The following is a 25,340-nucleotide window of genomic DNA, read 5'->3' as shown; positions in this document are numbered from 1 at the left end:
CCCGTGCGCGGGCGCTCGCGCGGGCTCAGGCGACGCCGAGCCACTCCTCGATGGGGTGGATGGCGAAGAAGACCACGAACAGGGCCGCCACGATCCAGAGGGCCGGGGAGATCTCGCGCACCTTCCCGCGGGTGGCCTTGATGACCACGTAACCGACGATGCCCATGCCCAGGCCGGTGGTGATCGAGAAGGTGAACGGCATCAGCACGATGGTGAGGAACGCCGGGATCGTGATCTCCAGGTCGTTCCAGTCGACCTTGGCGACCTGCGTCATCATCAGCGCGCCGACCACGACCAGCGCGGGCGCCGCGGCCTGCGCGGGGACGGTCGCCGCCAGCGGTGTGAGGAACAGCGTCACCGCGAACAGCGCGCCCGTGGCGATGTTGGCCAGGCCCGTGCGGGCGCCCTCGCCGACGCCCGCCGCCGACTCCACGAACACCGTGTTCGCCGACGAGCTGGTGAGGCCGCCGAACGCGGCGGACAGCCCGTCCACCGACAGAATCCGGCCGAGCCGCGGCACCTCGCCCTTCTCGCTCACCAGGCCCGCCTCGTCGCTGATGCCGAGGATCGTGCCCATCGCGTCGAAGAACCCCGACAGCACCAGCGTGAACAGCACGACCAGCGCGGTGATGGCCCCGGCCCGGCCGAACCCGCCGAACAGGGAGATCTCCCCGAACAGCCCGAAGTCGGGGGCCGCGAACAGCCTGTCGGGCATGTCCGGGGTGACCACGCCCCAGCCGCCCTTGCCGACGGAGGCGTTCTCCTGGATGACCACGGCCCCGACCGTCCCGGCGACGATGCTGATCAGGATCGCGCCGGGCACCCGCCGCACATAAAGGACGATCATCAGCAGCAGGGTCGCCGCGAACACCAGTGTGGGCCACGTCTCCAGCCGGCCGCCGGTGCCGAGGGACAGCGGCGGGCTCGTGGCGCTGGAGGTGACGAACCCGGCGTCGTAGAGGCCGACCAGCGCGATGAACGCGCCGATCCCGACCGCGATCGCGTGCTTGAGCGCCAGCGGGATCGAGTTCATGATCCGCTCGCGGATGCCGGTGACCGCCAGCAGCACGATGACCGCGCCCTCGATCACCACCAGGCCCATCGCCTGCGGCCAGGTCATCACCGGCGCCGCCTGGAAGGCCACGACCGCGTTGATGCCGAGGCCCGCGGCGAGCGCCAGCGGCGCGTTCCCGACCAGACCCATGATCACGGTGGTGATCGCGGCGGACAGCGCCGTCATCGTGGTGAGCTGCGGGATCGACAGGGTCGCGCCCTCGACGTCCTTCGCCCCGCCGAGGATGAGCGGGTTCAGCAGGATGATGTAGGCCATCGCGAAGAACGTGGTCACGCCGCCGCGCAACTCGCGCGGGACGGTGGTGCCGCGTGCGGTGAGTTCGAACAGCCGCTCCAGCGGCCCGCGCCCGCTCGCCGGTGGTGAATCGTCGGCCGGTCCGGTGATGGTCTTGGACATGACGGGCGCTCCGCTTTCAGCAGCATGGTGTTCGGAAACGGCGTGCACAGGGTAGCCGTCCGGGGGCCCGGGGAGGTCGGCGGGATCCGCGGAGGGGAGTTGCCGAAACGTGGTTCCCGGCCTTCGCAGCGTGACGGGGGCGATGCGTCACCTATAGCCTGCCCTGGTGCGAATGCGAGACTCCGCCGGGGCGACCGCCCTGGACTCCTACGCGTGGCTGCTGGCGTCCGTCCCGGAGCGGACCCGGTCGTCGTTCCGCGCGCGGATGCTCGGCCCCCTGGAGGAGTACGACAGCACCAGGCACGCCGATCTCGTGCACACGCTGGAGGTCTTCCTGTCCTGCTCGGGTTCCTGGAACCGCACCGCGACGCGGCTGCACGTCCATGTGAACACGCTTCGGTACCGAATCCGGCGAATCGAGGACCTCACCGGCCGGGATCTCGGCAGACTTGAAGACCGAGTCGATTTCTTCCTCGCCCTGCGCGCGGCGAGCACCTTGTAGGCGGTGGTCACACGATGGATCGCGAGACACTGGGGCAGCGCATTCGTGCCCTGCGGATCCGGCAGGGCGTGAGCCAGGCGCAGCTCGCCTTCCCCGAGCTGTCCGACAGCTACATCTCGCTGATCGAGAGCGACAAGCGGGTGCCGGCCCCGAGCGTCGTCGACCTGCTGGCGGCGAAGCTGAACTGCTCGGCGACCTACCTCGTCAGCGGCGTCAGCGAGGATGTCGTGGACGAGCTGCGCGTCACCCTCGACTACGCCGAGATCGCGCTCAGCAACGGCGCGGCGGCCGAGGCGCGGGCCCGGTTCGCCGAGGTGCTCGCGAGCGCCGACGCGGTCGCGCTGCCCGAGATGCTGCACCAGGCCCGCTGGGGCCACGCGCTCGCGCTGGAGGCCGCGGGCGAGCTGGAGGAGGCGATCGCCGAGCTGACGAGGCTGACCGAGCAGGCGTCCGCCGAGGCCGATCTGGACCACTGGGCCAAGGTGCACGTCGCGCTGAGCCGCTGCCTGCGCGAGCGCGGCGACATCAGCGCGGGCGTGGAGGCCGCCGAGACCGCGCTGCGGCACCTCGTCGCCACCGGCGCCGACTCCACCGACGCCGCCGTGGACCTCGGCGCGGCACTGCTGTCGGCGTTCATCGAGCGCGGTGACCTCGTCCGGGCCCGCCAGCTGGCCGCCCAGCTCGTCGAGCGGGCCGAGCGGATCGGCAGCCCCCGCGCCCGCATGGTCGCCTACTGGGAGGCCGCCTACGTCGCGGAGATCCGCGGCGAGTACGACGACGGCGTCGCGCTCGCCGAGCGGGCCCTGATGCTGGCCGGCGACGGCGAGGACCCCCGCAACCTCAACCGGCTCCGCGTCATCTACGCGGGCCTGCTGCTGCGGGCCAAGCCCGACCAGGCCGCCCGCGCCCGCGAGCTGCTCGCCCGGGTGCGGGGCGAGATCAGCGCGAGCTCCTCCGGCGAGATCGACGTGGCCTGGTGCCTGACGGAGCTGGCCCGCGCCGAGACCGCGCTCGGCCGTCCCGCCGAGGCGGTGGCGCTCGCCGAGGAGGCCCTGGACCTGCTCGGGGACGCCCCGCGCCGCGCCACCGCCGGGGCGCTGACCGTGCTCGGCGAGGCGTCGGTGCGGCTCGGCCGGCACGACCGCGCGGTCGAGGTGCTGACCCGGGCCGCGACCTGCCTGGAGGAGATGGAGTCCTCCCGGGAGGCCGCGCAGGCGTGGTTCGACCTCGCCGAGGTGCTGGCCGGGACGGGGACCTCCGACGGGCCCCGCATGGCCGCCTACCGCCGCGCCCTGACCTGCGTGGGGGTCTGATCGGATCGTTCCGGCCGAACCGTTTCGCGCTCCGCCGCGTCCATGAATAATGCTGCGGTCGGCGTGAGATGGGGGAGTTGTTCGTGTTCGGTGTTGTTCGGCCCTGCCGTCATGTTCTGTGCGGGTCCCTGTTCAAGGACTGGATGGCCCACCTGTGCGGGCTGTGCCTGACGCTGCGGGCCGAGCACGGCCAGGCCGCGCGGCTCGTCACCAACTACGACGGCCTGCTCGTGTCGGTGCTGGTGGAGGCGCAGGCGCCGGAGCTGTCGCCGCGCCGCAAGGCCGGTCCGTGCGCCCTGCGCGGGATGAAGACCGCCGAGGTCGTCACCGCGCGGGCGCAGGGCGCGCAGCTCGCCGCCGCCGCGTCCCTGCTGCTGGCCGCCGGCAAGACCCGCGACCACGTGGCCGACGGCGACGGGCCGTACGCGCGGCGGCTCGTCGCCGCCGCGGCCGGGCGGATGGCCGACCGGTGGGACGCCGCGGGCGGCCGCACGGGCGCCGCCGTCGGATTCGACCCGGCGACCCTGCGCGAGGCGGTCGCCCGGCAGCCGCTCCTGGAAGCGGCCCCCGGCCTCGGGCTCCTCGACCTGACCGAGCCCACCGAGACCGCCGTCGCCGCTGTGTTCGCGCACACGGCCGTCCTGGCGGGCAGGGAGGGCAACGCCGAGACGCTCGCCGAGGCCGGCCGCTTCTTCGGGCGCCTCGCCCACCTCATCGACGCCGTCGAGGACCTCGCCGAGGACGAGGCGGCGGGCGCGTACAACCCCCTCCTCGCCACCGGCACCACCCTCGACGAGGCCCGCCGGCACGCCGACGGCGCGCTGCACGGGCTGCGGCTCGCGCTCGCCGAGCTGGAGACGGAGAGGCCGCGCCTCGTCCGGGCCCTGCTGGACCGCGAGGCGGACCGCTCGGTCGAGCGCGCCTTCGCCGGCCCCGCGAGCCTGGCCAGGCGGGGGCCGCGGCCCCCGCGCCCCGGCTGGCCGATCCCGTGCTTCACCGGGACGCTGGTCTGCGTCACCTGCGGGATCTTCCAGCCCGAGTGGAGCGATCACCACGGCGACTCGTGCGACGACCGCTGCTGGTGCTCCCGGCACGCCGACGGCTGCGACGGGAGCTGCTGCGACTGCTCCGGCTGCTGCGACTGCTGTGACTGCTGCGACTCGTGCGACTGCTGCGACTGCGACTGCGGGTGCAACTGACCGGCGCCGCTTTCTTCCGGTTCGCGCCATCGCGCGACCCGGGACGTGTCATGGTGGCGGGCTCAGTAGGGTAGACGGAGCCCTTCGACTCACTAGAGAACCCGGCCCTCCATGAACATGCTCAAGTCCCGCCGGCCCCTGCGCCGCCTCGGTCTGATCGCCGCCGCCGCCCTCGCCTTCGGCGCCGTCACCGCGCCGCCCGCGATGGCGCACACGAAGCTGGTCGGCAGCACGCCCGGGAAGGGCAAGGCGGCGGACGCGGTCACCGAGGTCACCCTGGTCTTCAGCGACAAGATCAGTGTGGCGAAGGTCGTCGTCAGCGACGGGAAGAAGAAGGAGTTCCAGGCGGGCGCGGCCCAGCGCGCCGGGACCAAGGTCACGCAGCGGCTGTCCGGCCCGCTGCCCGCCGGCTCCTACACGGTCGCCTACCGGGTCGTCGGCGAGGACGGGCACCCGATCGAGGGCGCCGACCTGACGTTCAGCGTGACCGGGGCCGGCGCCACGCCGGCCGCCTCGTCCGCGCCCTCGGCGGGCGGGGTCGGCGCCGAGGAGCAGACGGGCCCGGCCGCCAACACCGACGAGCAGCCGCTCAGGGCCGACCAGCAGAAGACCGCGGCCGAGGAGGACTCCGGCCCCGGAATGCTCCTGTGGGTGCTGATCATCGCGGGTCTGCTCGTCGGCGTCGGCATCGGCGTGGTCATCGTGTTCCGTGCCAAGCGCAAGCACCAGGCGGCATCCGGCGGTGAGTAGGGGGAGCCTGGCCGTCTGGCGGGCGGGGGCGGCCGCCCTGGCCGCGTGCGCCGCCCTGCTGGTGGCCGGGCTCGTCCTCGGCGGCTCGGTCACCGAGAAGGTCATCCCCGGCCTCGGCGACGCGGGCGCCCTCACCCGGTGGGGGCTGCCGGTCTCCCGGGCGGCGATGGACCTGCTGTCCGCGCTGACCGTCGGCTCCCTGCTGGCCGCGGCCGCGTTCCTCCCCGTCGAGGGCGGGCGCGCCGCCCCCCGGTTGTCCAAGGATTCCCTCGGCTACCTGAACGCCGCCTCCTGGATCGCCGCCGCCTGGGCCGCCGCCGCGGCGGCCACGCTCGTGTTCACCGTCGCGGACGTGCTCGGCCAGCCGGCCGGCGACGTCCTCACCGGCAGCGAACTGAGCAGCTACGTCGGCTCGCTGCCGCAGGGCACCGCCCTCATGGTCGTGGTGCTGCTCGCCGTCGTGGTGGCGCTGCTGGCCCGCACGACCACCACGCCCGCCGCCGCGTTCGGGCTGCTCGCCCTGGCCGGGATCGCGCTGCTGCCCGCGCCGCTCACCGGGCACTCGGCCTCGGCCGCCAACCACTCCGTCGCGACGACCGGCGTCGCCCTGCACGTCGCCGCGGTCGCCCCGTGGGTCGGCGGGCTCGCCGTCGTCGGCGCCCACGCGCTGCTGCGCCGCGACCGGCTGCCGCTGGTGGCGGAGCGGTTCAGCCGGATGGCCCTGTGGTGCTACGTCACCGTCGGCGCCAGCGGCCTGGTGAACGTGATCGCCCGGCTGCCGGACCCGCGGGAGCTGGTCGAGACCGACTACGGGCGGCTCGCACTCGGCAAGATCATCGCGTTCTGCCTGCTCGGCTGGTTCGGCTGGTGGCACCGGACGCGGACGCTGCCCGCGGTGGCGGACGGCAGGCCGGGGGCGTTCGCCCGGTTCGCGTCCGTCGAGGCCGCCGTGATGGGCGCCACCATGGGCCTGGCCGTCGCGCTGGCCCGGACCGCGCCGCCCGCGCCGGCCGAGCCGGAGTCCGCGGTCGAGTCGCTGCTCGGCTACGCCATGCCCCCGCAGGTCACCCCGGTGCGGCTGCTGACGCTGGGGCAGTTCGACCTGTTCTTCGCCACCCTCGTCGCCGTCCTCGGCGGGCTCTACCTCGCCGCCGTCGTCCGGCTGCGGCGGCGCGGCGACTCCTGGTCCTGGGGGCGCACCGCGTCCTGGCTCATCGGGCTCCTGACGATCGTGGCCGTCACCCAGACCGGCGTCGCCAGGTACGCCCCGATCCTGTTCAGCGTGCACATGGCGCAGCACATGGTGCTGAACATGCTGACGCCGATCTTCCTGGTCGTCGGCGCCCCGGCGACGCTGGCGCTGCGGGCGCTCAAGCCCGCCCGCGTGCGCGGCGACCGCGGCCCGCGCGAGTGGCTCACCGCCGTGCTGCACAGCCGGTACCTCGCGGTCATCGCCCATCCCGCGGTCGCCACGGTCATCTTCGTGGTGAGCACGTTCGCGCTGTACTTCACGCCGCTGTTCGAGGCCGCCATGCGCAACCATCTCGGCCACATCGCGATGACGGTCCACTTCCTGGCCAGCGGCTCCCTGTTCTTCTGGGTGCTGCTCGGCGTCGACCCGGCGCCGCGGAAGCTGCCCTATCCGGCCCGCCTCCTGCTGCTGTTCGTCACGATGCCGTTCCACGCGTTCTTCGGCATCGCCCTGATGAACATGAGCCAGGCGCTCGCCCGCGGCTGGTACACCGCCGTCGACCCGCCGTGGGGCACCACGATCCTGCACGACCAGCACACCGGCGGCGCCATCGCGTGGGGCTTCGGCGAGGTGCCGACGTTCATCGTCCTGATCGTGCTGGCCTTCCAGTGGTACGTCCACGACCAGCGGCAGGCGCGGCGCATGGACCGCAAGGCCGACCGGGCCGCGAAGGCCGGGGGGCGCCCCGAGGACGACGAGCTCGCCGCCTACAACGCGCGGCTGGCCAGGCTCGCCGAGCGCGACCGCACCGCCGGGGGGCGCGCGGCCGGGGAGAAGGACAAGGCGTGAGCGCGCTCTCCCCCGCGCGGGGGAGTGGCCCCGCCGCCGCTTCTGCCAGGATCGGAACGTGCTCCGCGTGCTCCGCCCGCTGATCGAGCGGACGACCTGGCAGCGCTGGTCCCACCTCGTCGTGGGCGGCGCGCTGCTGATGCCGTACTGGTTCCTGGCGATCAGCATGATCCCGCTGCTGCCGGTGGGCAACGACCTCGTCAAGGCCGTGCTGATGCTGGTCGTCATGCCGGCCGCGGCGACGTTCGTCACCGGGCTCGTCCCGACGGTGCGGCTGCTGGAGAGCTCTCTGGCCAAGGAACTGCTCAGGGGCCCCGCCGTCGCGCTCGCGCCCGGCTCGGCGGCCTCCTGGGAGAGCCGCGGCCGCGCCGCCGCGTGGTTCACGCTGCACCTCGGCACGGGCGTGGTGGTCAGCGGGCTGAGCCTGGTCGTCCCGCCGGCCGCCGTGGTGATGATCCTCGCGCCGGTGGTGAGCTGGGACACCCGGTTCCTGCAGTCCTGGGGCTGGCAGGACGCCTGGCACCAGTGGCCCGCGCCGCTGATCGGGCTGGCGTCGCTGGCCCTGCTGCTCGCACTGATCGTGGGGGCGGGCGTGCTGCTGGCCCGGCTGGCGCCGGTCTTCCTCGGGCCGTCCGCCGCCGAGCGGCTGGCCGGGATGCGGGCCGAGGCCGTCAGGCTCGCCGAACGCAACCGGCTGGCGAGGGAGCTGCACGACTCGGTGGGGCACGCGCTCAGCGTGGTGACCCTGCAGGCGGGGGCGGCCGGGCGGGTGCTGGACAGCGACCCGGCGTTCGCCCGCGAGGCGCTCGCCGCGATCGAGGACTCGGCCCGGGCCGCGCTGGAGGACCTCGACCACGTGCTCGGGCTGCTGCGCGACGAACGGTCCCGCCCGGCCCCGCAGGCCACGCTGAAGGACCTCGGACGGCTGCTGGAGCAGACGCGGATCGCCGGGGTGGTGCTGGACGCCGAGGTGGACCCGGAGGTGGAGCACGTCCCGGCGGCGGTGTCGAGGGAGGCCTACCGGATCGTCCAGGAGGGCCTGACGAACGCCCTCCGGCATGCGGGGAAGGTGCCGGTGCGGCTGCGGCTCGGCACCGACGGGGAACGGCTGGAGGTCGAGATGACCAATCCGCTCGGCACGACCCGCGGCGAGGGCGCCGGCCACGGCGGCGGCCGCGGCCTCGGCGGGGTCCGCGAGCGCGTCACCGTGCTGCGCGGTGAGATGAGCGCCGGGGCCGACGGCGACCGCTGGCGGTTCCGCGTCTCGCTGCCGCTAAGGTCCGGGTCATGACGATCAAGGTTCTGCTGGTCGACGACGAGCGGCTGATCCGGGCGGGGCTCGCCGCCATCATCGGCGCCGAGGACGACCTGGCCGTCGTCGGCGAGGCGTCCGACGGCACGGAGGTGGCGGGCGAGGTGCGGCGGCTGCGCCCCGACGTCGTGCTGATGGACGTGCGGATGCCGCGGCTCGACGGCATCCAGGCCACCCGCCACATCCTCGCCACCGTGCCGGAGCCGCCGCGGATCATCGTCGTCACCACGTTCGAGAACGACGAGTACGTCTACGACGCGCTGAAGGCGGGCGCCAACGGCTTCCTGCTCAAGCGGACGCGGCCCGGGGAGATCCTGCAGGCGATCCGGATGGTCGCGCACGGCGACAGCCTGCTGTTCCCGGCGGCGATCCGGGAGCTGGCCCAGCGGCACGGGCCGTCCGGCGCCGAGGGCGCGGCCTGGCACGGCCGGCTCACCGAGCGGGAGGGGGACGTGCTGCGGCTGATGGCCAAGGGCCACTCGAACGCGGAGATCGCCGGCGAGCTCTTCGTCAGCCCGCAGACGGTGAAGACGCACGTCGGGAACATCCTCGCCAAGCTGCAGGCCCGGGACCGGACCCAGGCGGTGATCTTCGCCTACGAGACGGCCTTCATCACGCCGGGGTGAGATGGTCTCCCGCGACGACTTCGGAACGCCTACCTGCTCGCCCGGGAGGTCGCCAGCCGACCGGCTCACCGGCGGACGGGTCGAGCTCGGGATCGGCGCCGGCCGGCCCGGTGATCGAGCGGGTCTGACGCGTCCCGGCGGCGGGGCGAGGCGGCGAGCGGGGTGTCCCGGCCCGCAATTCGGACGGTGCTTACACCTCATTTACCCACAGGTCGCTACAAAAGAGACAGAAACAAAGAAGCGCGACGATCGGGGGATCATGGACGCTGTCACCCTGTCCGGGCTGCGCAAGCCGAGGCCGTACCCCGCGGTGTCGGTGCTGATGCCGACGCACCGCTCCGCCCGGGACGGCCGGCAGGACCGCATCCGGCTGCGGAACCTGCTGGGGGAGGTGCGGCGCCGCCTCCACGACGACCCGAGGGTCGCGCCCGACGCCGCCGACCACGTCGTCAGGGGACTGGAGCGCGCCGCGGGCGAGGTCGACCCGCGGCACGCCTCCGACGCGCTGGTGCTGTTCGCCGCCCCGCACGGCGAGCACCACGCGTTCGCGATCGGCCAGCCCGTGGACGAGCGGGTGGTCGTCGACACCGGGTTCGCCACCCGCGACCTCGTGGCCGCCTTCACCCGCACGCCGCGCTACTGGCTGCTGTCCCTGTCGGACCACCGGACGCGGCTGTGGAGCGGCCTCGGCGCGGAGCTGACCGAGCACGCCCGCGGCGGCTTCCCCGTCGAGCCCGAGCCGATCGACGAGGCGAGCGCCGGACGGCAGGCGCGGCGGGCCGCGCAGGGCGGCGAGGGCGAGCGGCGCCGCCAGGCCATGCGGGACGTGGTGGCCGCCCTCGAACGCGTCCTCGCGCGGGACCCCCGTCCGCTGATCGTCGCCGGCGTCACGCGGCACCAGGCCGTCTTCGACGAGGTCGCCGGGCCGCACGTCACCGTGGCGGGACGCGTCGACGGCAGCTTCGAGGGCGTCTCGCCGAGCGCGCTCGCCGAGGCGGCCCGGCCCGCGCTCGCCGCCTACGAGGACCTCCGCGAGGTCGGCGTGCTGTCGGAGCTGGAGGCGGCGCGCAGCATCCAGCGGTACGCGGGCGGGCTGTGCGAGGTGACCGAACTGGTGGAGGAGGGCCGCGGCGAGCACCTGGTCGTGGAGCGCGGCTACTACGCGCCCGCGGTGCGGACCGAGGGCGAGCTGATCCCGGTGGAGGGCATGCCCGGCGTGCTCAAGGGCGCGGACGTCGTCGACGACGCCGTGGACCACGTGATCGAGACGGTGCTGGAGTACGGGGGCGAGGTCACCTTCGTCTCGGACGGCTTCCTCATCGACCACGACCGGATCGCGCTGGTGACGCGCTACTGACCCGCACCCGGGCAGGACGGGGCGTGCCAGCTCACCCAGGACGACGACCAGAACCGTCCCGCGTGCGGCCGCCAGCCCGCCGGACGCGCGGGCCAGGACGCCTCGGGCGGCGTCCCGTCCGGGAGGGGCACGACGACCGTGCACACGCCCGGGGCGGGCGGCCGCCCGGCGCGGACGTCGAAGGCGCCGAGGCGCGTCCACCACACCGGGTACATCAGCGCGGTCCTGACGGCCCAGTCGAGCGACGGGTCCGCGACGACCCCGCCCGAGGCCGGGCCGGGCAGCGGGGGCTCGGCCGGGACGCGCCGCGCGTGCGGCCCCATCGCGAACGTCAGCGCCGCGAGGTTCACCCCGGCGAGCGCGGCGGCCGTCAAGGCCGTCCATCTCAGCCTGGACAGCACGAGCAGGCCGCCGAGCAGGGCGAGCGCGGCGAGTGCCGCCTCGTGCGGGTGCAGCGCACCCCGGTCGGCGGTCAGGAACGTGACCTCGGGGAAGTCGAACCCGATGAAGACGTGGGTGCGGAGCCGCTCGCCCGCGTAGGCGGTGACCAGCAGGCCCAACCCTTCCAGCAGGAGCGCCCCCGCCGCCGCCAGGCCGACCGCCCTGCCGGTGGTGAGGCGCGCGAGGGCGGCGGCCCCGGCGAGGGCGTAGACCAGCGCCACGCACGCCAGGTAGCGGCCGTAGGCGAAGTTGCCCACCCGGTGCTCGTCAGGCAGCGCGGCCGAGGAGGCGTAGGCGATCCCGCAGGTCGCGGCGAGCAGCACGCCCGCCATGATCCTGTCCGCCGCGGGCGTCCGCCGCCGCGCGAGGACCGCCGCGACCGCCACCAGCCCGGCGCCCGCCAGTCCCCAGGTGGAGACGACGAGGTACCAGACCTGCCCCGCCGCGCCCGACAGCGCCCACTCCTGCCCGGAGACCGTGGTCAGGCGGGACGTCAGGATCCCGGCGAGGTCCCGCGTGCCGCGCGGGTAGAGCTCGGCGCGGACGTGCGCGTTCAGCGCCGCACCCGCCGCGTACCCGGTGAGCGCGACCGCGCCCCCGGCCAGCGCGGCGCGGATCCGCCGGCGCCCGGGCAGGGCCATGACCACGAGGGCTGCGGCGTGGACGGCGAGCAGGACCGTCCCACGGGTGTGCACGGCGGCCGTGCAGGACGCGAACAGGCTCGCGAGGGCGGCGTCCCCGGCCCGGCCGTTCCGGACGAATCGGTCCAGCGCCAGCAGCCACGCCAGGACGAGTGCCGGCAGGACGGCGTCGGCGAGCGCGAAGGCGCCGAAGAACGTCGTCGCGGGCAGCAGCGCCGCCGCGAACGCCAGCGGCAGGGCGGACCGGCGGCCCGGCCCGAACCGGCGCGCCGCCGCGTACCCGAGGGGGAACAGCGCCGCGCCCAGCACCGCGTTGATCGCCATCACGGTCGTGTAGACCGTCGCGGGGTCGTGGGAGAACCAGAAGGCCGGGGCGAGCAGGACCGGGTACCCGCCCTGGTAGAAGGTGTTCCCGGACAGGTCGCCGCCCGGCCCGCCGGCCAGCAGGCGGGCCGCGAGCAGGTAGCCGGTCTCGTCCGGGTTCGCGGCCGGCGCGGTCCGCGCCCAGGCGAGCCAGAGCCGGACCGCCGCCTGCACGAGAAAGCCGGCCGCGAGCAGCCAGGGCAGGGCGCGCGGCCGGGAGGGGCCGGGCGGGGCGGGCGGCGCTTGACGGCGGGTCGGGAGCAGTGCGAGCGACATGCGCTCCACGGTTCCGGCGGCATGTCATGGTCTCGTGCCGGAGATGTCCGGATCTTGTGACACGGCCCGCCGCATGATCGAGCCCGGCCGATAATGACCGGGTGGCGAGCATTCTGTTCATCGAGGACGATCCGTCCGCCCGGGCGGCGCTGGAGCTGGCGCTGACCCGCCAGGGGCACGGGGTGACGTCCCGGGCCACGGGCGAGGACGGGCTGGAGGCGCTGCGGGCGCGCCGCCCCGAGATCGCGATCCTGGACGTGATGCTGCCCGGCATCGACGGCATCGAGGTGTGCCGCCGCATCCGCCGGGAGGACCCGCTGCCGGTGATCCTGCTGACCGCGCGGGGCGACGACCTCGACATCGTCCTCGGCCTGGAGGCGGGCGCCGACGACTACGTGGTGAAGCCCGTCGAGCCCCGCGTCCTTGACGCCCGCATCCGCGCGGTCCTGCGGCGCGCCGACCAGACCCGCCTCGACCGGTCCGTCTACGGCGACCTCGTCATCGACCGGACCTCCCTCAAGGTCACCAAGGGCGGCGCCGACCTGCGCCTCACCCCGACCGAGCTGCGGCTCCTGCTGGAGCTGGCGCGCCGCCCCGGCCAGGCCCTCACCCGCCAGCACCTGCTCGCCGAGGTGTGGGAGCACACCTACCCGGGCGACTCGCGGCTCGTGGACGCCTGCGTCCAGCGCGTCCGCGCCAAGATCGAGGACGAGCCGGCCGAGCCGCGGCTGATCGAGACGGTCCGGGGCTTCGGCTACCGGTTCACAGCCCCGTGAGGCGCCTCCGGTACACAGGGTCGGGGCTGCGGCGCCTCCGGTTCACCGGGCTGCGGGTGCGGCTCGCGGCCGCGTTCACCGCGGTCGCGCTGCTGGCGTCCGTGCTCGCATCCGGCATCTCCTACGTGCTGCTGCGGCGGGTGATGCTGCAGCGCGCCCAGGACGCGGTGCTCACCGACGTCCGCACCACCCTCGCCCAGCGGATCCCGCCCAACCTGCCGCCCGACGCGCAGCCGCTGGTCTCCGCGACGCTGGTGGAGGCGCTCGGCACGGCCGAGGGGCGCAGGGCGGTGGCGGTGCCGGTGCCGCTGCGCGGTGAGTCCGGCCTCCCGCCGCCGAGCGCGCTGGACGTTCCGGTGACCCGGGAGTTCGCCAGGCGCGCGGTGCGAGGGATGGTCTTCCGGCGCGTGAACCGGCACGGCACGCCCTACCTGCTCGTCGGTGCGCGCGTCACCGGCTACACGACCACGGCGGACGAGCCGTGGCGGACGACGCCGCCGATGGTGTTCGTCTCCGCGAGCCTGCGCCGGGAGGCCGCCGACCTGTGGCTGTTCACCCGCACCCTGCTGATCGCGGACGCCGCGGCGCTGGCGGCCGCGCTCGCCCTCGCACTGCTGGCCACCGGGGGCGTGCTGCGCCCGGTGCGCCGCCTCGGCGCCGCCGCCCGCGCGCTCGGCGAGGGGAAGCTGGACACCCGCGTCCAGGCGCGGGGCCGCGACGAGCTGGCCGACCTCGCCGTCACCTTCAACAGCACCGCGGAGGCGCTGGAGCGGACGGTGACGGAACTGCGCGCGATGGAGGCCGCGTCCCGCCGGTTCGTCGCCGACGTGTCCCACGAGCTGCGCACGCCGCTGACCTCGATGATCGCCATGACGGACGTGCTCGCCGAGGAGGCCGGCGGGGCGGGTGAGGGGGCCGCGGTCCGGCTCGTCGCGGAGGAGACCCGGCGGCTCGGCATGCTCGTCGAGCACCTGATCGAGATAAGCCGGTTCGACTCGGGCGCCGCCGCCCTCGTCCTGGACGACGTCGACGTCGCCGACGCGGTCGGCGCGACCCTGGATGCGCGCGGCTGGCGGGACCAGGTGGCGGTGGAGGGCCCCGCAAACCTGTTCGTCCGGCTGGACCCGCGCCGGTTCGACGTCATCGTCGCAAACCTCGCCGGCAACGCCCTGAACCACGGGCGCCCGCCGGTCTCGCTGCGCTTCGGGCGGCCCGAGGACCAGGAGGCCGGCGGCGTCCGGGTCGTGGTCGCCGACGGCGGCCCCGGCCTCCCCGAGGACGTGGTGCCCGTGGTGTTCGACCGGTTCGTCAAAGCGGAGGCGGCGCGCTCGCGCAGCGAGGGCAGCGGCCTCGGCCTGTCGATCGCCAAGGAGAACGCTCTGCTGCACGGGGGCACGCTGGAGGCGGCCAACGGGCCGGAGGGCGGCGCGGTGTTCACCTTGTGGCTGCCCGACGGAGAACGGGACGAGCGCCCATGAGGCGGACGGACCGGGTGCGGGCGTTCCTGGCGGTGGCGGTCTGCGCCGCCCTGGCCGGCTGCGGGATCCGGCCGACCGGGATCATCAGCGCGGGGGACCAGCCGCTCGCGCAGGCACATGCCGCCACGATCACCGTCTACCTCGTGCGGGGCGGCAGGCTGGTGCCGGTCACGAGGCCCGGCCTGCCCGGCGAGCCGCACCTGGCCATCCAGCAGCTGAACGTGCCGCCGACCAGGAGCGAGCTGGCCATGGGTCTGCGCACCGACGTCCACGACGAGCTCGACGCCTACTCGGTCGAGGACGTCTCCAGCCCGGTGGGCCGTCCCGCCCAGCTGGTCGTACGGCCGTCCGGCGAGCCGGCCGGGGAGAAGACGTGGTCGCGGACGGCCAAGGCCCAGATCGCGTGCACCGCGCAGGTCATCCCGGGCATCCGGCGCGTCAACCTGTGGAGCACGGTGAACCCGACCAAGAACAGATGGGAGCTACTGACCTGCGACCAGTTCGCCGACCTGCTCGACTGATCCCCGCCGCCCCCGACGCCCACGCCGCCCCCGCCGCGGACGAGGAGCCGTGAGCCGATGGCTCGCCTGCCGGAAGGGAAGGACCGCGGGTTCAGCCTCGCGTCAGCCACTGGGCGGTGATGTCGCCGAGCACGGAGCGGACGGTGAGGATCGCGATGCCGAGGATCAGGACCGGCATCACCACCCACCGCTCCACCTTGCCGTCCGTCCGCGGGATGACGGGGACGTCGATCCGCCACGGCAGCGGCCAGAACACCGGGCAGCCCCGCGGCGTCAGGCAGTCGCCGGCGACGTGGGCCAGGCAGCCGAGCGTCACCGCGAACCCGACGAAGCTCATATCGATCTTGTGCATGAGCCAGACGGCGATCAGGGCCAGTGCGCAGTCCGCCAGCGCCGACTGCGGCTCGGCGCCCTCGAAGTCCAGGCCGACGCCGCGCAGCCCGAGTCCGACGATCATGAACAGGCAGGCCCACCAGGCCCAGATGTAGTGGGTGGCGAGGGTGTCCATCGCCCAGCCGATGCCGACCGCGAACAGGATCGAGTGGGTCGCCTGCCGGTGTCCGCCCGACAGCTTCCCGATCCACTTGCACATGTGGTTCGTGATCGGCCCGAAGGTGTTGGCGATCCGGCCGTTGTGGTGGTCGATGTCCGGCAGGATCGCGGCGCCGGCGCACACCACGGCGCCCGCCATGACCTGCTCCGGCGACAGCATCACCGCGTGCTCGCCGAGCAGTCGCTCCTGCCCGAGGACCGGGACGGCGCCCAGCCATGCCAGCGCGCCGCTCAGGGCATGCGTCTTGCCCATCATGTGCCGTGTTCCCCCGCCTTCCAGCGCGTACGCCGCCCGTCTCAGGGCGGGACTCTAATCCGCTCCTGATCGTTTTCGGCGAAGACGCGCCGAACGGGGCGTCACGTCCTTTTGATGCCCGGAGGCTTCCGCCGGTTCCGCCCGGGACGCCGTGCTTTACGCGCGCCCGGGACGCACCGGGCGGGTCAGCGTCGCCTCCCGGGCCGGGACGGGACGAGCCGCCAGGCGCCGGACTCCTCGCCCGGCTCGTAGGGGGAGTCCAGACGCTTCGCGACGACGCCGGGCAGCCCCTGGTCGCGGGCCGCCGCCAGGACGGCGCCGCCGTCGCCGGGGAACCAGGGGGCCGTCTGCCACCGCGGGCCCGACAGGCCGAGGTCGTCGAGGCGCCGCCGCCGCTCCCGGTAGGGGACGTCCAGCAGCGGGTGCCCGTCCAGATGCGGCACGTCGTAGATCATGTAGGTCTCGCGGCCGTCCAGGACGGCCAGCTCCCCGTCCAGCAGCGCGGGCCGGACGCCGAGCTGCGCCCCGAGCCGGGAGCCGAGCCCGCCGGGACCGTCCACGGGGCGGCCCCGCCCGTCGGTGAACCGGGTCCGGCCGCCCTCGACGTAGGCGGCCAGCCGCTTCCCGCCCCACGCGAACTCGAACCCCCAGACCCGCAGATCGCGCGGCAGGCGGGCCCGCTCCTGCGGCCGCATCGGGCGCAGCGACTCCGGCAGCGGCTCGGCGTCCGGATCCGCGGGCGGGTCCATGCGGTGGATCATCCAGTTCCTGCCGCGCGTCCTGAACAGCACGTAGCGGCCGGATACGCGCGAGCCGTGGATGACGACCTTCACCTCGCGCTCCGACCATTTCTCCGTCTCGTAGGTCCCGCGGTCCCAGACGGTCATCTTCCCGGCGCCGTACTCGCCGCGCGGGATCTCGCCCTCGAAGGTGGCGTACTCCAGCGGATGGTCCTCGGTGTGCACCGCCAGGTGGTTGGTCTCGGGGCTCCACGGCAGGCCCTTCGGCACGGCCCACGAGACGAGCACGCCGTCGCGTTCGAGCCGCAGGTCCCAGTGCAGGCTGGTCGCGTGGTGCTCCTGGACGACGAACGTGTCGTCGTTCCCGCGCGGGAGCGCCTCGTCCCCGGGCACGGGCTCCGGGGTCCGCCCCGGATCCCGCCTGCCCCGGTACTCGGCGAGCCGGTCGTCCTCGCGGGCGGGGGGAGCCGCGTGCTTCTCGGGCTTCTTCGGGGTCACGCCCGCTGCATACCCGCGCTCAGCGGATGAAGACGGCGTAGTCGCCCAGATCGCCGGTGAGAGAGGGCGGCAGCCCCGCCACCGCGGACAGCTCCTCCGCCGACACGAACCCGCCCGTCTCGGCCCGGACCCGCTCGATCGTGGCCGCCAGCTCCGCGGTGATGCCGGGCAGCAGCGTCAGCGCCCGCGCGGGCGCGTGGTTGACGTCGACCAGCCCGCCGTCGTTGTACTGGCGCGGCAGGTCGGGCCGTCCGATGCGCAGCTCCTTGGCGAGCCCCGGGTCGGACGATGCCAGAGCCCGCGCCTTCTCCCGCAGCAGCCGCTGCCGCTTGACCCGCTCCACCACGGCCTCGTTGTCGACGCCCGACAGGCCGTGCGGGTCGAACACCTGTCGCCGGATCAGGAAGGCGTGCCCGCAGCCCACCAATGCCAGGACGGACATCAGCATGCCGACGATCTGCTCGTTTCCCTGCCCCCGGTCGACGTCGGAGAGCAGGGACAGCATCAGCGCGAACACCCCGGCGTACACGGCCGTCGACACCAGCAGGTGCAGGCTCCGGCGCCACAGCAGCGCGGCGGCGAACGTGAACGGCGTGACGAAGCCGAGGGTCAGGAACGGCAGCGCCGCCCACGTCACGCTCAGCGCCGCCCGCCCCGGCGGCATGCTGTCGGAGGGGACCCTCGGCTCGTACGGCGCTGGAGCGTTCATCTCTCGAGGGTCTCCCGGGCCGGATGTGGGCGAATCGGACGCTAGACCGAGGGAAGGGTCACGGCAGGGTGAGGATTTCGTGGCCGTCCTCGGTGACCAGCAGCGTGTGCTCGAACTGCGCGGTGCGCCTGCGGTCCTTCGTCACGACCGTCCAGCCGTCGGCCCAGATGTCGTACTCGTGGGTGCCGAGGGTCAGCATCGGCTCGATCGTGAACGTCATGCCCGGCTCGATGATCGTCGTCGCGGCCGGGTCGTCGTAGTGGGGGACGACGAGGCCGGAGTGGAACGTCGTGCCGATCCCGTGCCCGGTGAAGTCGCGCACGACGCCGTACCCGAACCGCTTGGCGTAGGACTCGATGACCCGCCCGATCACGTTCAGCGCCCGGCCGGGCCTGACCGCGCGGATGCCGCGCATCGCCGCCTCGTGGGTGCGCTCCACCAGCAGGCGCGACTCCTCGTCCACGTCCCCGCACAGGAACGTCGCGTCGGTGTCGCCGTGCACGCCGCCGATGTAGGCGGTGATGTCGACGTTGATGATGTCGCCGTCGCGCAGGACCGTGTCGTCGGGGATGCCGTGGCAGATCACCTCGTTGATCGAGGTGCACAGCGACTTGGGGAACCCGCGGTAGCCGAGCGTGGAGGGGTAGGCGCCGTGGTCGAGCATGAACTCGTGCCCGACGGCGTCCAGCTCGTCGGTGGTGATCCCGGGCCGGACGTGCTTGCCGACCTCCTCCAGCGCCTGCGCGGCGATCCTCCCGGCGACCCGCATCCGCTCGATGGTCTCGGGCGACTTGACGTCCTGCTCGCCCGTCCGCGGCCGCTTCTTCCCCACGTACTCCGGGCGCGGGATGTTCGAGGGAACCTTGCGCAAGGGGGAGACGCGTCCGGGCCGGAGCAACTGGGTCGTCATAGTGATGGAGTGTAGCCAGCGCGATGCGGGCAACAATCCCGTGCCAGCGCACGATCGAGAGGAGCGCCGATGGCCGGTGACGACGGTGACTGGTGGTTCTGCCTGAAGCACATGAAGCCCGAGCACGGGGCCGGCTGCCCGGGCAAGGACCGGATGGGCCCCTACCGGACCGAGGGCGAGGCCGCGGACGCCATGGCCACCGCCCGCGAGCGCAACGAGGCGTGGCGCAGGCAGAACGAGGACTGACTAGTCCAGGACCGGGCCGGAGACGGCGTCGAGGAGTCGGGCGAGGCGCCGCCGCAGCCCGCGCGGGCTCCCCGCCGGCTCCCGGCCCGCGGCCGCGCTGACGAGGTGCTGCGCCCCGTCGAAGGACATGAGGGCCTCGCCGGGCGGGACGGTCAGCGCCTCGTGGGCGAGGCCGCGCAGCTCGCGGTCGCCGCCCTCCAGCGCGAGGACGGTCGCCCCGGTGCGGCGCGCGTCGTCCACCCGCTCCAGCAGCGGGACGGGCGCCCCCTCCTCGGCGACGACGAACAGCGTCTCGCCGCGCCGGGCCGCCTCCAGCCGCTCCAGCCCGATCCGCAGGTGGGCGGGCGCGCCGGCCGGCGGCTCCCAGCGCACCAGCGTGGGCGCGAGGCCCGGGGCACCGCCGAGCCGGCTCTCGTCGTCGAGGTGCGCCGCCAGATGCCACGGGTCGCCGGCCGGCGTGCCGACCAGCAGGAGCCCGCCCGGGGTGCGGGACGTGACGCGCAGCGCCCGGCCGAACTCCTCGGTCCGCTCCAGCCAGCCCGTCGCCGACAGGACCTCGCGCAACATCGATATCTGCTCGGCGTCCACGGGCACCATGGTGCCTCACCTCGCGTACCGGGCAGGGCCCTTTCGGTGATGCGGGAGCCCGGCGCCCGGCTCCCGGAGAGGCGCCTGGCAGACTCGGCCGCATGACTGAGCAGCAGCAGAAGACGCCGTACGACCTTCCCGACGCGAGCGGCCTGACCATCGGCATCCTGGGCGGGACGGGGGACCAGGGCAAGGGCCTCGCGCGCCGGTTCGCGCTGGCCGGGCACCGGGTGACGATCGGGTCGCGCAAGGCCGAGCGCGCCCAGGCCGCCGCCGGTGAGCTCGGCGCGGACCTGCCCGTCTCCGGCGCGGAGAACCCGGTCGCGGCCGGGGAGTCCGACGTCGTGATCGTGGCGGTGCCGTGGGACGGCCACAAGGCCACGCTGGAGTCGCTGCGCGCCGAGCTGGCCGGCAAGATCGTCGTGGACTGCGTGAACCCGCTCGGCTTCGAGAAGGGCAAGGGCGCGTTCGCGCTGCCGGTCGAGGAGGGCAGCGCCGCCGAGCAGGCCGCCGCCGTCCTGCCCGACAGCCGGGTCGTGGCCGCCTTCCACCACGTGTCGGCCAGGCTGCTGCTCGACCCCGGGGTGGACGAGATGGAGCTGGACGTCCTGGTCCTCGGCAACGACCGGGAGGCCACCGACCTCGTCCAGGCCCTCGCCGGGCGGATCCCCGGCATGCGCGGCGTCTACGGCGGGCGGCTGCACAACGCCCACCAGATCGAGGCGTTCACGGCGAACCTCATCTCCATGAACCGCCGCTACAAGGCCCACGCCGGACTGCGCATCACCGACGTCTGACCGCGCCTCGGGCGGGCCGTCCCGGTACGGTGCCAGGATGAATGGTCCGGACGCGGCGCGGCGGCCGCTCGTCCTGCTGCCGTCGGCAAGGACGGGGCCGCTGAGCGCGGTCGCCAAGCGGGTCGGGCTTGCGCTCGTCCTGCTGCTCATGGTGGTGGCCGCGGTCTACCTCGACCGCGGCGGGTACCGCGACACCGGCGACGGGCGGCTGTCCCTGCTGGACGCCTTCTACTACGCCTCGGTGACCATGTCCACGACCGGGTACGGCGACATCACCCCGGTCGGGGACGGCGCGAGGCTCGTCAACATCGTCTTCATCACGCCCGTCCGGGTGCTGTTCCTCATCGTCCTCGTGGGCACGACCCTCGAGGTGCTGGCGGAACGCACCCGCGACGACTGGCGAAGGTCCCGCTGGAGGGCACGCGTGCGCGACCACATCGTGGTGGCCGGTTACGGCACGAAGGGCCGCAGCGCCATCAGGACCCTGCTGAGCACCGGGGTGCCGCCCGAGTCGATCGTGGTCGTGGACCCCGACCCGCGGGTGGTGGCCGAGGCGGCCGAGGCCGGGTTCGCGGGCGTCGTCGGGGACGCGACCCGCAGCTCGGTGCTGAGGCAGGCCTCGGTCCAGCGGGCCCGCGAGATCGTGGTGGCGAGCGCCCGCGACGACACCGCGGTGCTGATCACGCTGACCGCCCGGCAGCTCAACCCGCACGCCGGCATCCAGGCGGCGGTGCGCGAGTCGGAGAACGTCCCCCTGCTGCGCCAGTCCGGCGCCGACCACGTGGTGACCTCGTCGGAGGCGGCGGGGCGGCTGCTCGGGGTCTCCACCACGCAGCCGAGCGTCGGCGAGGTCATCGAGGACCTGCTGGAGCAGGGGAGCGGCCTCGACCTGGTGGAGCGCGAGGTCCACCCGGACGAGGTCGGCGGCCCGCTCGGCGCGGTCCGCGCCCCGGCGCTGGCGGTGGTGCGGGACGGGCGGCTGCTGCCGTTCGACGACGCCGGCTGCGCGGCGCTCGAACCGGGCGACCGGCTGATCGTGGCGAGGTCCTCCTCCCGGCGCCGCGGTCCCTCCGGGCCGGAAGAACAGGACGGACAGAACGGGCAGGACGGGACCGGCCCGCCGGACGGTCCCCGCGAGCGCGGTCACTGACCGGAGGGGGAGCGGTTTCGGGCTGCGGCGCGTCCTAGTCCTGACATACCATCGCAGTGGCGACAGGCAGGGTGGCGATGAGAGAGAACCGGTCGGCAGATCCGTGGAGCGCGTTCCTGGCCCCTTCCGGGCGGAGCGGCGGGGTCCGGCCGCCGGGCGCGGCGCCCGCCGGTGAACCCGGCCACGCCGCCGGGTACGCCGCCGGGTACGCCGAGCCCGGCGCGGAGGACGCGTGCCGCCGCGTGCTGGCGCAGTTGCGGGCGGCGAACGGCCCGCTGTCACTGGAGCAGATCCACCACTCGACCCGGCTCGGGCTGCTGGAGGTCGCCGGCGCCGTCGACGAGCTGCGCGAGCGCGGCCTCGTCGCCGTGGAACGGGAGATCGACGAGGTCGTCCGGCTGACCGGGGAGTGACCGCAACCCGATGATCGGATACGTCGTCGCCGTCTCGCTGAGCTGCCTGGTCGGCGTCGCCGAGCTGGTCAGCCGGTACCGGGACCGGCCCACCACGCTGGTCCGGGTGCCGAGCACCTGGGCGTACGTGCTGATCAACGGGGGCGCGGGCGCGGGCTCGCTGCTGCTCCTGCACACCTTCGGCTGGCGGTTCGGCGTCCAGTCGCCGCACGTCGCCGCGGCGACGCAGGTGCTCGTGGCGAGCCTCGGCTCGATGATGGTGTTCCGCAGCGCGGTGTTCACCGTCCGGGTCGGTGACGAGGACGTCGCCGTGGGGCCGAGCACGCTGCTGACGTCGCTGCTGGCGGCCGCCGACCGGGGCGTCGACCGGATGCAGGCCAAGACCCGGGCGCACGAGGCGGGCGAGATCATGCGGGGCGTCTCGTTCGCCAAGTCGCGGCTCGCGCTGCCGACGTACTGCCTCGGCCTGCTGCAGAACGTCTCCGCCGAGGACCAGGCAGACCTGCGCACGGCCGTGGACGCGCTCGCCGGCAGCGAGATGACCGACGGCCAGATGGCCCTCAACCTGGGGCTGCTGCTGATGAACGTCGCCGGTCCCGACGTGCTGCGCTCCGCCGTGGAGACGCTCCGCGACGAGATCACGGCCGACGGCGCGGCCCCGCGCCGCCTCCCGGGGCCGCGCGACGGCCAGGAGCACGACGGGGCCGGTCCCGGAGCACGGCCCGGACGGGTCCGCTCCAACCCCGATCAGTAGCGGGAGCCGGAAAGCGCACACGGCCGCGCCGGGGCGGCGCGGCCGTGCGGGGGTGGGCCCGGTTCGGCGCTGAGGCCCGTGCTCGCTAGTGGTAGGTGTGCTCCGGTGCCGGGTAGACGCCCCCGACGACCTCGTCGGCGTAGGCGCGGGCCGCCTCGCCGAGCAGGGTGTTCATGTCGGCGAACCTCTTGACGAACTTCGCGGTGTGCGGGGTGAGCCCGGCCATGTCCTGCCAGACGAGGACCTGCGCGTCGGTCTGGTTGCCGCCGCCGATGCCGATCGTCGGGATGGACAGGGACGCGGTGACGCGGGCGGCGAGGTCCTCGGGCACGCATTCGAGGACGACGGAGAACGCGCCCGCCGCCTCCAGGGCCTTGGCGTCGGCCATCAGCTCGTCGCCGTCCTGGCCGCGGCCCTGCACCCGGTAGCCGCCGAACACGTTCACCGACTGCGGGGTGAGGCCGAGGTGGCCCATCACCGGGATGCCGGCCGCGACCATCGCCTCGGCCTGCGGGATGATCCGGCGGCCGCCCTCCAGCTTGATCGCGTGGGCGCCGGTCTCCTTGAGGAACCGGGTGGCGGCCGTCAGCGCCTCGGTGACGCCCGTCTGGTAGGAGCCGAACGGCAGGTCGGCGACGACCATGGCGCGCTTGGAGCCGCGGACGACGGCCGCGGTGAGCGGGATCAGGTCGTCCACGGTGACGGGAATGGTCGAGTCGTAGCCGTAGACCACCATCGCGGCGGAGTCGCCGACGAGCAGCACGGGGATGCCGGCCTCGTCGAAGATCCGCGCGGTGAGCGCGTCGTAGGCCGTGAGCATCGGCCACTTCTCGTGCCGCTGCTTCGCCGCGGCGATGTCGCGTACGGTCACCCTGCGCCCGCTCGTACCGCCGTAGAGTGCGGTCGGCTGTGCCGGGGGTGCGACAGAAGAAGACATGCAGAACCTCCGCTGGTCTTGAGGCGCCGTTGTGGCGTACCCAGACGAAACCGATGGTGCCATCTGACCAACGATTCGGATACCCCTCCCCATTCCGGAATTTCTTCGCCCGACCGGGAACAGATTCCGAAACGATACCGTTGCGTATCGTCATGGACCCCCAGACGATCCAGCGCCGCCGGTGGTACATCCTCGGCGTCCTGACCATGAGCCTGCTGGTGGTGGTGCTCGACAACACCATCCTCAACGTCGCGCTCAAGACCATCGCCGACCCCGTCAAGGGCCTCGGCGCCACCCAGAGCCAGCTCGAATGGGCGATCAACTCCTACACACTGGTCTTCGCCGGCCTGCTGTTCACCTTCGGGGTGATCGGCGACCGGATCGGCCGCAGGCGCGTGCTCGTCGGCGGCATGGCGGTGTTCGCCATCGCCTCGCTGGTGTCGGCGTACGCGCAGTCGCCCGAGCAGCTCATCTACGCCCGCGCCCTGATGGGCCTCGGCGGCGCCGCGGTCATGCCGCAGACGCTGTCGATCATCACCAACGTCTTCGAGCCGCACGAGCGCGCCCGCGCCATCGGCATCTGGGCCGGCGCGGTCGGCCTCGGCGTCGCCATCGGCCCGCTCACCGGCGGCCTGCTGCTCGCCCACTTCTGGTGGGGCTCGGTCTTCCTCATCAACGTGCCGGTCATCGCGGTCGGCGTCACGCTGATGGCGTTCCTGGTCCCCGAGTCGCGCAACCCCGCCCCCGGCCGGCTCGACCCGGTCGGCGTGGTGCTGTCGGTCATCGGGCTGGTCGTCCTGTCGTACGGGATCATCCAGGGCGGCGAGAAGGGCGAGTGGCTGCAGCTCCCCGTGCTCGGCCCGATCCTCGCCGGCGCCGCCGTCCTCGCCCTGTTCGTGTGGCACGAGGCCCGCACCGTGTCCCCGGCGTTCGACGTCCGGCTGTTCAAGGACGCGCGCATGTCGGCCGCCGTCGCGTCCATCGCGCTGTGCTTCTTCGCCGCCACCGGCGTGTTCTTCTTCGCCAACTTCTACATGCAGTCGGTGCGCGGCCTGACGCCGCTGCAGTCCGGCGCCATGGTGCTCCCGTTCGCGGTCGCGCAGCTCGCCTTCGCCCCGCGCAGCGCCGCCATGGTGCGCCGCTTCGGCGCCAAGGCGGTCTGCACGACCGGGCTGCTGCTGGTCACCGTCGCGCTGGCGAGCTACCAGTTCGTCGGCGTCCACACCTCCCTGTGGATCCTCGGCGCGATCTTCTTCGTGCAGGGTGCCGGGATGGCCAACGTGATGCCGCCCGCCACCGAGTCGGTCATGTCGGCGCTGCCCCGCGAGAAGGCCGGCGCCGGATCGGCCATCAACAACACCGCCCGCCAGGTCGCGGTCGCGATGGGCGTGGCCGTGCTCGGCTCGGTCGTCGCCTCGGTCTACCGGGGCGACCTGCACGACGAGCTCGCCGCGCTGCCCGCGGGCGCGCGGCAGGCCGCCGCCGAGTCGATCGAGGGCGCGCACGCCGTCGCCGCCCGGATGGGCCCCGCCGGGCAGGGCCTCGTCGGCCCGGCCGACGCCGCCTTCGTGCACGCCATGCACGCCGCGTCCGTCGCCGCCGCCGTGATCTCCTTCCTCGGCGCCCTGGTCGTGCTGAAGTGGATGCCGGGACGCGCCGCGGCGGCGCCCGGGCAGGCGCCCGCCGAACGGCGGCCGGAGAAGGCCGCCGTGTGAGGGGGCCG

General features: G+C 74.0%; 24 protein-coding genes and 1 pseudogene. 17 read left to right on the top strand and 8 right to left on the bottom strand.

All coding sequences use genetic code 11. The features are described from left to right. Nucleotides 1-25: 25 nt before the first annotated feature. Entirely contained in the window at nucleotides 26-1,471 is a 1,446-nt protein-coding gene (locus CHC11_RS16165; RefSeq protein ID WP_089312528.1) for an NCS2 family permease, read from the bottom strand. Between the two features lie 169 nt (nucleotides 1,472-1,640). On the opposite strand from CHC11_RS16165, the pseudogene CHC11_RS16160 reads away from it, so the two are divergent. From CHC11_RS16160 to CHC11_RS16125, 8 genes and pseudogenes are all read left to right on the top strand, one after another. Beyond that, nucleotides 1,641-1,973 (top strand): annotated as a pseudogene (locus CHC11_RS16160) (PucR family transcriptional regulator); the annotation flags it as partial. 14 nt (nucleotides 1,974-1,987) lie between these two features. Beyond that, complete coding sequence (locus CHC11_RS16155) at nucleotides 1,988-3,286, top strand: helix-turn-helix domain-containing protein (protein WP_089312526.1); 1,299 nt, start codon at nucleotides 1,988-1,990, stop codon at nucleotides 3,284-3,286. A gap of 83 nt (nucleotides 3,287-3,369) precedes the next feature. Continuing rightward, nucleotides 3,370-4,485 carry a DUF5685 family protein gene (locus CHC11_RS16150; RefSeq protein WP_089312619.1) on the top strand — a complete coding sequence of 372 codons (1,116 nt, stop codon included), beginning with the start codon at nucleotides 3,370-3,372 and terminating at the stop codon, nucleotides 4,483-4,485. 111 nt (nucleotides 4,486-4,596) lie between these two features. After that, nucleotides 4,597-5,235 (top strand): copper resistance CopC family protein, encoded by a 639-nt coding sequence (locus tag CHC11_RS16145; RefSeq protein WP_089312525.1) that lies wholly within the window; start codon nucleotides 4,597-4,599, stop codon nucleotides 5,233-5,235. Then, entirely contained in the window at nucleotides 5,228-7,276 is a 2,049-nt protein-coding gene (locus CHC11_RS16140) for a bifunctional copper resistance protein CopD/cytochrome c oxidase assembly protein (protein WP_089312524.1), read from the top strand. Before CHC11_RS16145 ends, CHC11_RS16140 begins: the two co-directional genes overlap by 8 nt. Before the next feature lie 58 nt (nucleotides 7,277-7,334). After that, complete coding sequence (locus tag CHC11_RS16135) at nucleotides 7,335-8,567, top strand: sensor histidine kinase (RefSeq protein WP_245919264.1); 1,233 nt, start codon at nucleotides 7,335-7,337, stop codon at nucleotides 8,565-8,567. After that, nucleotides 8,564-9,214, top strand: a complete 651-nt coding sequence (locus tag CHC11_RS16130) for a response regulator (RefSeq protein WP_089312523.1) — start codon at nucleotides 8,564-8,566, stop codon at nucleotides 9,212-9,214. The genes CHC11_RS16135 and CHC11_RS16130 overlap by 4 nt, the downstream gene beginning before the upstream one ends. Nucleotides 9,215-9,473: 259 nt before the next feature. Then, entirely contained in the window at nucleotides 9,474-10,571 is a 1,098-nt protein-coding gene (locus CHC11_RS16125; protein WP_089312522.1) for a baeRF3 domain-containing protein, read from the top strand. Here CHC11_RS16125 and CHC11_RS16120 read toward each other — a convergent pair. Then, nucleotides 10,565-12,292, bottom strand: coding sequence for a hypothetical protein (locus CHC11_RS16120; RefSeq protein WP_089312521.1), 1,728 nt, complete (start codon nucleotides 12,290-12,292; stop codon nucleotides 10,565-10,567). The two genes, CHC11_RS16125 and CHC11_RS16120, sit on opposite strands and share 7 nt — an antisense overlap. Nucleotides 12,293-12,393: 101 nt before the next feature. On the opposite strand from CHC11_RS16120, the gene CHC11_RS16115 reads away from it, so the two are divergent. The 3 genes from CHC11_RS16115 to CHC11_RS16105 are packed head-to-tail and all read left to right on the top strand — an operon-like array spanning nucleotide 12,394 to nucleotide 15,067. Then, nucleotides 12,394-13,068, top strand: coding sequence for a response regulator transcription factor (locus tag CHC11_RS16115; protein ID WP_089312520.1), 675 nt, complete (start codon nucleotides 12,394-12,396; stop codon nucleotides 13,066-13,068). Next, nucleotides 13,065-14,546 (top strand): sensor histidine kinase, encoded by a 1,482-nt coding sequence (locus CHC11_RS16110; RefSeq protein WP_089312519.1) that lies wholly within the window; start codon nucleotides 13,065-13,067, stop codon nucleotides 14,544-14,546. Before CHC11_RS16115 ends, CHC11_RS16110 begins: the two co-directional genes overlap by 4 nt. Then, nucleotides 14,543-15,067 carry a hypothetical protein gene (locus CHC11_RS16105; protein WP_089312518.1) on the top strand — a complete coding sequence of 175 codons (525 nt, stop codon included), beginning with the start codon at nucleotides 14,543-14,545 and terminating at the stop codon, nucleotides 15,065-15,067. Before CHC11_RS16110 ends, CHC11_RS16105 begins: the two co-directional genes overlap by 4 nt. A 91-nt stretch (nucleotides 15,068-15,158) precedes the next feature. On the opposite strand, the gene CHC11_RS16100 is transcribed toward CHC11_RS16105, so the two are convergent. The 4 genes from CHC11_RS16100 to map form a co-directional block, all read right to left on the bottom strand. Next, a complete protein-coding gene (locus CHC11_RS16100; protein WP_179278863.1) occupies nucleotides 15,159-15,875 on the bottom strand; it encodes a metal-dependent hydrolase in 717 nt (238 codons plus the stop codon). Nucleotides 15,876-16,060: 185 nt separating this feature from the next. Then, nucleotides 16,061-17,113: a DNA polymerase ligase N-terminal domain-containing protein gene (locus CHC11_RS16095; protein WP_089312517.1), complete on the bottom strand. Its 1,053-nt coding sequence runs from the start codon at nucleotides 17,111-17,113 to the stop codon at nucleotides 16,061-16,063. A gap of 19 nt (nucleotides 17,114-17,132) precedes the next feature. Then, nucleotides 17,133-17,822, bottom strand: coding sequence for a ComEA family DNA-binding protein (locus tag CHC11_RS16090; protein ID WP_089312516.1), 690 nt, complete (start codon nucleotides 17,820-17,822; stop codon nucleotides 17,133-17,135). Between the two features lie 58 nt (nucleotides 17,823-17,880). After that, nucleotides 17,881-18,732 carry a type I methionyl aminopeptidase gene (gene map, locus CHC11_RS16085; protein WP_089312515.1) on the bottom strand — a complete coding sequence of 284 codons (852 nt, stop codon included), beginning with the start codon at nucleotides 18,730-18,732 and terminating at the stop codon, nucleotides 17,881-17,883. A 69-nt stretch (nucleotides 18,733-18,801) separates the two neighbouring features. On the opposite strand from map, the gene CHC11_RS41340 reads away from it, so the two are divergent. Continuing rightward, nucleotides 18,802-18,978: a hypothetical protein gene (locus tag CHC11_RS41340; RefSeq protein WP_179278862.1), complete on the top strand. Its 177-nt coding sequence runs from the start codon at nucleotides 18,802-18,804 to the stop codon at nucleotides 18,976-18,978. Here CHC11_RS41340 and CHC11_RS16080 read toward each other — a convergent pair whose 3' ends face one another. Continuing rightward, complete coding sequence (locus tag CHC11_RS16080) at nucleotides 18,979-19,575, bottom strand: hypothetical protein (protein WP_089312514.1); 597 nt, start codon at nucleotides 19,573-19,575, stop codon at nucleotides 18,979-18,981. A 92-nt stretch (nucleotides 19,576-19,667) separates the two neighbouring features. Between CHC11_RS16080 and npdG the strand changes: the two genes are divergently transcribed. The 4 genes from npdG to CHC11_RS16060 all read left to right on the top strand — a co-directional run bounded on the left by npdG (nucleotide 19,668) and on the right by CHC11_RS16060 (nucleotide 22,680). After that, nucleotides 19,668-20,363: an NADPH-dependent F420 reductase gene (npdG, locus tag CHC11_RS16075; protein ID WP_089312513.1), complete on the top strand. Its 696-nt coding sequence runs from the start codon at nucleotides 19,668-19,670 to the stop codon at nucleotides 20,361-20,363. A 37-nt stretch (nucleotides 20,364-20,400) separates the two neighbouring features. Beyond that, complete coding sequence (locus CHC11_RS16070) at nucleotides 20,401-21,513, top strand: potassium channel family protein (protein ID WP_089312512.1); 1,113 nt, start codon at nucleotides 20,401-20,403, stop codon at nucleotides 21,511-21,513. A gap of 77 nt (nucleotides 21,514-21,590) precedes the next feature. Beyond that, complete coding sequence (locus CHC11_RS16065; protein WP_089312511.1) at nucleotides 21,591-21,926, top strand: hypothetical protein; 336 nt, start codon at nucleotides 21,591-21,593, stop codon at nucleotides 21,924-21,926. Between the two features lie 10 nt (nucleotides 21,927-21,936). After that, nucleotides 21,937-22,680, top strand: coding sequence for a hypothetical protein (locus CHC11_RS16060; protein WP_245919262.1), 744 nt, complete (start codon nucleotides 21,937-21,939; stop codon nucleotides 22,678-22,680). 85 nt (nucleotides 22,681-22,765) lie between these two features. On the opposite strand, the gene panB is transcribed toward CHC11_RS16060, so the two are convergent. Then, nucleotides 22,766-23,617 carry a 3-methyl-2-oxobutanoate hydroxymethyltransferase gene (gene panB / locus CHC11_RS16055; protein ID WP_089312510.1) on the bottom strand — a complete coding sequence of 284 codons (852 nt, stop codon included), beginning with the start codon at nucleotides 23,615-23,617 and terminating at the stop codon, nucleotides 22,766-22,768. A gap of 152 nt (nucleotides 23,618-23,769) precedes the next feature. On the opposite strand from panB, the gene CHC11_RS16050 reads away from it, so the two are divergent. After that, the gene (locus CHC11_RS16050; protein WP_089312509.1) at nucleotides 23,770-25,332 is read left to right on the top strand and encodes an MFS transporter; all 1,563 of its coding nucleotides are present in this window, start codon (nucleotides 23,770-23,772) and stop codon (nucleotides 25,330-25,332) included. Nucleotides 25,333-25,340: the final 8 nt, after the last annotated feature.

This window comes from Actinomadura mexicana, assembly GCF_900188105.1.
GTDB lineage: Bacteria > Actinomycetota > Actinomycetes > Streptosporangiales > Streptosporangiaceae > Spirillospora > Spirillospora mexicana.
This window is presented reverse-complemented; position numbering and strand designations above follow the sequence as displayed.

Coding starts and splice junctions, on each gene's coding strand:
- CHC11_RS16125 (WP_089312522.1), top strand. CDS start 9,474: ATGGACGCTGTCACCCTGTCCGGGCTGCGCAAGCCGAGGCCGTACCCC.
- CHC11_RS16100 (WP_179278863.1), bottom strand. CDS start 15,875: ATGATGGGCAAGACGCATGCCCTGAGCGGCGCGCTGGCATGGCTGGGC.
- CHC11_RS16145 (WP_089312525.1), top strand. CDS start 4,597: ATGAACATGCTCAAGTCCCGCCGGCCCCTGCGCCGCCTCGGTCTGATC.
- CHC11_RS41340 (WP_179278862.1), top strand. CDS start 18,802: ATGGCCGGTGACGACGGTGACTGGTGGTTCTGCCTGAAGCACATGAAG.
- npdG (WP_089312513.1), top strand. CDS start 19,668: ATGACTGAGCAGCAGCAGAAGACGCCGTACGACCTTCCCGACGCGAGC.
- CHC11_RS16070 (WP_089312512.1), top strand. CDS start 20,401: ATGAATGGTCCGGACGCGGCGCGGCGGCCGCTCGTCCTGCTGCCGTCG.
- map (WP_089312515.1), bottom strand. CDS start 18,732: ATGACGACCCAGTTGCTCCGGCCCGGACGCGTCTCCCCCTTGCGCAAG.
- CHC11_RS16155 (WP_089312526.1), top strand. CDS start 1,988: ATGGATCGCGAGACACTGGGGCAGCGCATTCGTGCCCTGCGGATCCGG.
- CHC11_RS16050 (WP_089312509.1), top strand. CDS start 23,770: ATGGACCCCCAGACGATCCAGCGCCGCCGGTGGTACATCCTCGGCGTC.
- CHC11_RS16130 (WP_089312523.1), top strand. CDS start 8,564: ATGACGATCAAGGTTCTGCTGGTCGACGACGAGCGGCTGATCCGGGCG.
- CHC11_RS16090 (WP_089312516.1), bottom strand. CDS start 17,822: ATGAACGCTCCAGCGCCGTACGAGCCGAGGGTCCCCTCCGACAGCATG.
- CHC11_RS16065 (WP_089312511.1), top strand. CDS start 21,591: ATGAGAGAGAACCGGTCGGCAGATCCGTGGAGCGCGTTCCTGGCCCCT.
- CHC11_RS16105 (WP_089312518.1), top strand. CDS start 14,543: ATGAGGCGGACGGACCGGGTGCGGGCGTTCCTGGCGGTGGCGGTCTGC.
- CHC11_RS16080 (WP_089312514.1), bottom strand. CDS start 19,575: ATGGTGCCCGTGGACGCCGAGCAGATATCGATGTTGCGCGAGGTCCTG.
- CHC11_RS16165 (WP_089312528.1), bottom strand. CDS start 1,471: ATGTCCAAGACCATCACCGGACCGGCCGACGATTCACCACCGGCGAGC.
- CHC11_RS16120 (WP_089312521.1), bottom strand. CDS start 12,292: ATGTCGCTCGCACTGCTCCCGACCCGCCGTCAAGCGCCGCCCGCCCCG.
- panB (WP_089312510.1), bottom strand. CDS start 23,617: ATGTCTTCTTCTGTCGCACCCCCGGCACAGCCGACCGCACTCTACGGC.
- CHC11_RS16060 (WP_245919262.1), top strand. CDS start 21,937: ATGATCGGATACGTCGTCGCCGTCTCGCTGAGCTGCCTGGTCGGCGTC.